Origin of the sequence: Saccharopolyspora sp. NPDC002686, from assembly GCF_040295745.1 — a bacterium.
Lineage (GTDB): Bacteria > Actinomycetota > Actinomycetes > Mycobacteriales > Pseudonocardiaceae > Saccharopolyspora > Saccharopolyspora oryzae.
Genome location: NZ_JBEOVY010000401.1, coordinates 1 through 6,520, shown reverse-complemented (window position 1 = coordinate 6,520; position 6,520 = coordinate 1). Strand labels below are relative to the sequence as shown.

Annotated in this window: 5 protein-coding genes; all 5 read left to right on the top strand. The window is 69.7% G+C overall.

What is annotated here, in order from left to right:
• A partial coding sequence (locus ABTZ89_RS33780) for a proton/sodium-translocating pyrophosphatase (protein ID WP_351052463.1) occupies positions 1-1,572 on the top strand: 1,572 nt, incomplete at its 5' end.
• Positions 1,573-1,737: 165 nt separating this feature from the next.
• Complete coding sequence (locus ABTZ89_RS33775) at positions 1,738-2,325, top strand: hypothetical protein (protein WP_270947403.1); 588 nt, start codon at positions 1,738-1,740, stop codon at positions 2,323-2,325.
• 165 nt (positions 2,326-2,490) lie between these two features.
• Entirely contained in the window at positions 2,491-3,084 is a 594-nt protein-coding gene (locus ABTZ89_RS33770) for a hypothetical protein (RefSeq protein WP_270947402.1), read from the top strand.
• Positions 3,085-3,286: 202 nt separating this feature from the next.
• Positions 3,287-6,142, top strand: a complete 2,856-nt coding sequence (gene topA / locus ABTZ89_RS33765) for a type I DNA topoisomerase (protein WP_502949637.1) — start codon at positions 3,287-3,289, stop codon at positions 6,140-6,142.
• Positions 6,139-6,456 (top strand): hypothetical protein, encoded by a 318-nt coding sequence (locus ABTZ89_RS33760; protein WP_351052459.1) that lies wholly within the window; start codon positions 6,139-6,141, stop codon positions 6,454-6,456. The genes topA and ABTZ89_RS33760 overlap by 4 nt, the downstream gene beginning before the upstream one ends.
• Positions 6,457-6,520 lie beyond the last annotated feature (64 nt).

Sequence of the window (6,520 nt, the reverse complement as noted above, 5' to 3'; positions counted from 1 at the left end):
GACGTGGGCCGGGTGATCTGCGCTGCATCGTCGGAGATCACAGTGGAGGGTGAAGGATTTTCACACCTGCCCCACTTCGCTGGTGGCACCATCGGCGTGCTGACCGCGGTGATCGGCGTGTACATCACCAAGGCCCGAGGCGGGGAGAGCGCGCTGGTCGCGATCAACCGGTCGTTCTACATCTCCGCGGGGATCTCGGCGGTGCTCTGCGCCGTCGCCGCGCTGCTGTACCTGCCGAGCTCCTTCGCCGACCTCAACGGCGTGTCCCCGGCGCTGCAGCAGACCAGCGGCAACCCGGCGGTGATCGCGCTGGTCGCGGTGATCATCGGCATCCTGCTCGCGGTGGTCATCCTCAAGCTCACCGGCTACTTCACCGCCACCGAGCACCGCCCGGTGCAGGACGTCGGCAAGTCGTCGCTGACCGGTGCGGCCACCGTGATCCTCTCCGGCCTGTCGGTCGGTTTCGAATCCGCCGTCTACACCGCGCTGATCATCGGTGCGGCCGTGTTCGGCGCGTTCCTGCTCTCCGGTTCGCTGCCGGTGGCGCTGTTCGCCATCGCGCTGGCCGGCTGCGGTCTGCTGACCACCGTCGGCGTGATCGTCGCGATGGACACCTTCGGGCCGGTCAGCGACAACGCGCAGGGCATCGCCGAGATGTCCGGTGACGTCGAGGGCGACGGGGCGAAGATCCTCACCGAGCTCGACGCCGTCGGCAACACCACCAAGGCGATCACCAAGGGCATCGCGATCGCCACCGCGGTGCTCGCGGCGACCGCGCTGTTCGGCTCCTACACCGATGCGATCGGCGCGGCGCTGCGCGACGTGGCCGGTCAGCTCAGCGTCTCGGAGTTCTTCGTCTACGCGCCGAACGTGCTGGTGGGCCTGATCATCGGTGCCGCGGTGGTGTTCCTGTTCACCGGTCTGGCGATCAACGCCGTCTCGCGCGCCGCGGGCGCGGTGGTCTACGAGGTGCGCCGCCAGTTCCGGGACAAGCCGGGGATCATGGACGGCTCGGAGCGGCCCGAGTACGGCCGGGTCGTCGACATCTGCACCCGCGACTCGCTGCGCGAGCTGGCCACGCCGGGTCTGCTCGCGGTGCTGGCACCGATCGCGGTCGGCTTCGGCCTCGGCGTCGGCCCGCTGGCCGGCTACCTGGCCGGTGCGATCGCCACCGGCACGCTGATGGCGATCTTCCTGGCCAACTCCGGTGGCGCCTGGGACAACTCGAAGAAGCTGGTCGAGGACGGCTACCACGGCGGCAAGGGGTCCGAGGCGCACTCGGCCACGGTCATCGGTGACACCGTCGGCGACCCGTTCAAGGACACTGCGGGCCCGGCGATCAACCCGCTGCTGAAGGTGATGAACCTGGTGTCGGTGCTGATCGCGCCGGCCGTGGTGGCCTTCACCGTCGGCGACACCGCGAACCCCGCGGTGCGCATCGCCATCTCGGTGGTGGCGGTCGCGGTGATCGTCGGCGCGGTGGTGGTCTCCAAGCGGCGCTCGACGTCGATCGCGGAGTCATCCCCTTCCGACGACTCCGATGACAAGGCGATCAACGGCGCACCTTCATAACTCGCGGAGCAGCTCCTGGAGGGCGTCTTCCCGGTCGGGGAGGCGCCCTCCGCCGTGCGCTGGGGCTTCTGCCGCACGGCGCCCCCGGGTTCCGGGGCGGGATCGCGGGTGGGGGAGAGTCTTGCGGCACGCCGAAGGCAACTCCGATCCGTGCGAGGAGTGCGCATGAAGTTACGTTCGACGCCCATCGCGGTGCTGGCCGCCGTCCCGTTCGCGCTGGCCGGTTGCGCCGGAGGACCGGCGGCCCCGGCTCCGCCGCCCGAGCCGAGCGCGCAGGCGGTCAACTGGACCGGAAAGGTGTGCGGGCTGGTCAGCGGCTTCAGCGAGTCCCAGCAGCACATGCCCGGGCTGGACCGGACCAACACCACCTCGGTGAAGAAGTCGGTGATCGCCCGCATCGACGCCGCCGAGAAGTCCGCCGACGACACGGTGCGCGGCCTGACGGACCTCGGCGCCCCGCCGGTCAAGGGCGCGGAGCAGATCGGCACCGGCTTCCAGGAGGGCTTCTCCGAGGTGCGCGACGTCCTGCGCGGCGCGCGGGGCAAGGCCGAGCAGATCGACACCGGCGACAAGCAGCGCTTCGAGCAGGGCATGGCCGATCTCCAGAAGGAGCTGGACAAGGGCAGCCACCTCGACCTCAAGCAGAAGCTGGTCCAGCTGGAGCAGAACGCGGAGCTCAACGCGGCGGCCCACCGAGCCCCCGAGTGCCAACCGTTCTTCACCAAGCCCAAGGACCAACAACCACCCCGCTGACCCCATCCGTCCGATGGGTCCGCAAATTCCATTGAAATCAGACGTCCGATTTCAATGGAATTTGCGGATCTCGGGGCTGGTGGGGGCGCAGTTTCAATTGAAACTGTGGTTCCCGTTCGCGCAATCGGGTGGAAGGCATGGCGCAGGTCGAACTACTGTTCTAGCATGCGGGCCGTGGACCAGCTGTCCTTCTACTCGGCCGAGGCGCGGCAACCCGTCGTCGCCGACCTGGCGGGCATGCTGTGCGGACCGGGCCAAGCGGTCGGCTTCGGCCGCGGCACCGCCGCCCGGCTGTCGGTCGTGGTCGACGCCGAGTGGCGCGCCCGTGCCCTGGTCGAGGCGTGCGCGCAGCGCGGGGTGGACGCCGAGCTCGGCCGCTCCGAAGAAGGGCACCCGCTGATCCGCACCGCGTTCCGCAGCGATCTCACCGGTCTCGCCGCGCACTGGCTGAGAGGCGCGGTGAAGTCCGTCCCGGGCGGTTACGTCCCGGACGGCGCCGCCCTGCGGATCTGGGCGCTGACCGCGGGCTCCGCCGAGCCCGCCGGCTACCGCCTGGGGCTCGACCCGCACGCGCCGGACACGCACGCGCCGCTGGCCGCGGCGCTGACCCGCTGCGGCCTCCCGGTCAAGCCGGTCGGTCCGCGCGCGGGTGGCCCGGCGCTCCGCGTCACCGGGCGCAAGCGCCTGACCAGGCTCGTCGAGCTGGTCGGGCCGATGCCCGATGGTGCGATCGAGCGAACGTGGCCGTTGGTGTCCTGACCGGTTTGACGCATATCACGCCAGGTCACGCAACGGAACACTTTCGTCACCCGATACGTTCGTAGGGCAAGACGCCGACGTGCACAGGCGTGTTATGTGCAACCCTGTGCCTTCCCGGGCAGCGCATCGAACTGCGCGCGGGGCACACTGAAGGACTTGTCGGGTAGCAAAGGATGCTTCCGGGAGAAGAGAGCGGGTAAGCGTGGCTGGGTCGACACGGACGAAGAAGGCTGGCGGGACCGGCCGGGCTTCGGGGTCCCCCAACAGCGGGGTTGGCTCCGGCGGCCGGCGTCTGGTGATCGTCGAGTCGCCTGCGAAGGCCAAGAAGATCGCCTCCTACCTCGGCTCGAACTTCATCGTGGAGTCCTCCCGCGGCCACATCCGGGACCTGCCCAAGAACGCCAAGGACGTGCCGGAGAAGTACAAGGGCCAGGCCTGGGCGCGGCTCGGCGTGGACGTCGAGAACGACTTCGAACCGCTGTACCTCGTCTCCTCCGACAAGAAGTCCACGGTCACCGAGCTGAAGGAAGCGCTCAAGCAGGTCGACGAGCTCTACCTCGCCACTGACGGTGACCGCGAGGGCGAAGCGATCGCCTGGCACCTGCTGGAGACGCTGAAGCCGAAGGTCCCGGTGCGCCGGATGGTGTTCCACGAGATCACCGAGTCGGCGATCCAGGCGGCCGCCGCGAACCCGCGCGACCTGGACAACGACCTGGTGGACGCGCAGGAGACCCGCCGCATCCTGGACCGGCTGTACGGCTACGAGGTCAGCCCGGTGCTGTGGAAGAAGGTCATGCCGAAGCTGTCGGCGGGCCGCGTGCAGTCGGTGGCGACCCGGATCGTGGTCGAGCGCGAGCGCGAGCGGATCAAGTTCGTGCCGGCCGACTACTGGGACATCTCCGCGCAGATGGACGCCGGCCCGGACGCCTCGCCGCGCCGCTTCGGCGCCCGCCTGGTCTCCGTGGACGGCGCGAAGCTGGCCACCGGCCGCGACTTCGGCCCGGACGGCCAGCTGAAGAACGCCGACACCCGGGTGCTGGGCGAGGCCGAGGCCCGCGCGCTGGCCGCGGCGCTGACCGATGCGCAGCTGCACGTCTCCAGCGCCGAGGAGAAGCCGTACACGCGCAAGCCGTACGCGCCGTTCATGACCTCCACGCTGCAGCAGGAGGCCAGCCGCAAGCTGCGCTTCTCGGCGGACCGCACGATGCGCACGGCGCAGCGGCTGTACGAGAACGGTTACATCACCTACATGCGTACCGACTCCACGACGCTGTCGGAGACGGCGATCAACGCGGCGCGCAACCAGGCCCGTGACCTCTACGGCGAGCAGTACCTGTCGCCGCAGCCGCGCCAGTACAACCGCAAGGTGAAGAACGCGCAGGAGGCGCACGAGGCGATCCGCCCGGCGGGCGAGAGCTTCCGCACCCCCGGCGCGGTCGCCGCCGAGCTGGGCAACGACGTCGACGGCTTCAAGCTGTACGAGCTGATCTGGCAGCGCACCATCGCCTCCCAGATGGCCGACGCCAAGGGCACCACCCTGTCGGTGCGCATCACCGGCACCGCGACCAGCGGCGAGGAGTGCACGTTCGCCGCGTCCGGCCGCACCATCACCTTCGCGGGCTTCCTGAAGGCCTACGTCGAGGCGGTGGACTCGGAGGCCGGTGGCGTCGCCGACGACGCCGAGTCGCGGCTGCCGCAGCTGGTCAAGGACCAGCCGGTCACCGCGCCGGAGCTGTCGCCGGACGGGCACACCACCAACCCGCCGCCGCGCTTCACCGAGGCCAGCCTGGTCAAGACGATGGAAGAGCTGGGCATCGGCCGTCCGTCGACCTACGCCTCGATCATCAGCACCGTGCAGGAGCGCGGCTACGTGTGGAAGAAGGGCTCTGCCCTGGTCCCGTCGTGGATCGCCTTCGCCGTGGTCGGGCTGCTGGAGAAGCACTTCGAGCGGCTGGTGGACTACGACTTCACCGCGACGCTCGAGGACGAGCTGGACCGCATCGCCGAGGGCCGCGAGCAGCGCACCAGCTGGCTGACGGGCTTCTACTTCGGCGGTTCGGTGGGCCCGGAGGGCTCGATCGGCCGCGTCGGCGGGCTGAAGAAGCTGGTCGGTTCGGGCGTCGAGGAGATCGACCCGCGGGAGGTCAACTCGATCCCGATGTTCACCGACGAGCAGGACCGCACCATCTACGTGCGGGTCGGCCGCTACGGCCCGTACCTGGAGCGGACGCTGGAGGACGAGACGTCGCAGCGGGCGAACCTGCCCGACGACCTGCCGCCGGACGAGCTGACCCTGGAGATCGCGGAGAAGCTGTTCGCCACTCCGATGGAGGGCCGCAGCCTCGGCACCGACCCGGAGTCGGGGCACGAGGTGGTGGCCAAGGAGGGCCGCTTCGGCCCGTACGTCACCGAGGTCCTGCCCGAGGGCAGCAAGGGCAAGCCGCGCACCGGCAGCCTGTTCAAGTCGATGTCGCTGGACACCGTGACCCTCGACGACGCGCTGAAGCTGCTGTCGCTGCCGCGCGTGGTCGGCAAGGACCCGGAGAGCGACAACGAGATCACCGCGCAGAACGGCCGCTACGGCCCGTACCTGAAGAAGGGCACGGACTCGCGGTCGCTGGATACCGAGGAGCAGATCTTCTCGATCACCCTCGAAGAGGCGCTGAAGATCTACGAGCAGCCGAAGCAGCGCGGTCGGCGGGCAGCGGCGGCGCCGCTGCGCGAGCTGGGCGAGGCGTCGGACACCGGCAAGCCGTTGGTGATCAAGGACGGCCGCTTCGGCCCGTACGTCACCGACGGCGAGACCAACGCGTCGCTGCGCAAGGGTGACGACGTCGAGTCGCTGACGATGGACCGCGCGATGGAGCTGCTCGCGGAGCGGCGGGCCAAGGCCCCGGCCAAGAAGAAGGCCCCGGCCAAGAAGTCCACCACCGCGAAGAAGTCGACGACGACCGCGGCGAAGAAGACGACCACCGCGGCGAAGAAGAGCACGAGCACGGCGAAGAAGACGACCGGCACCACGGCCAAGCGGGCAAGCTCCTCGTCGAAGTCGTCGTGACCCGGCGGGATGCGCTTTCGGGCCAGGACGGCACGCAGGCGCTATCGCCGCTGCACCACTTCCCGGATGCGCTGACCTCTGCGCACGCGGCGCCGCCGACCCGAGAGTCGGTGGCGCCGTCCGCGCCGGCCCCGGAACCGGTCGAAGAACTCGACCGGCCGCTTCGGCGTCGACCCGCGCACCAGGCGCCCGCGCAGCAGCAGCCTCCGCAGAAGAAGCAGCAGCAGAAGAAGAACAGCAAGGCCGGGGCGATCGGCTGCTACCTGTTCCTCGCCTTCGCAGTGCTGATGATCTTGCTCTCCGTGTTCGGCTGAGGCCTCCGCCTGCCGTCAGGGCAGCACCGTAGAGTCATCTGGTGTCCCCTCACTTCGCCAGCCA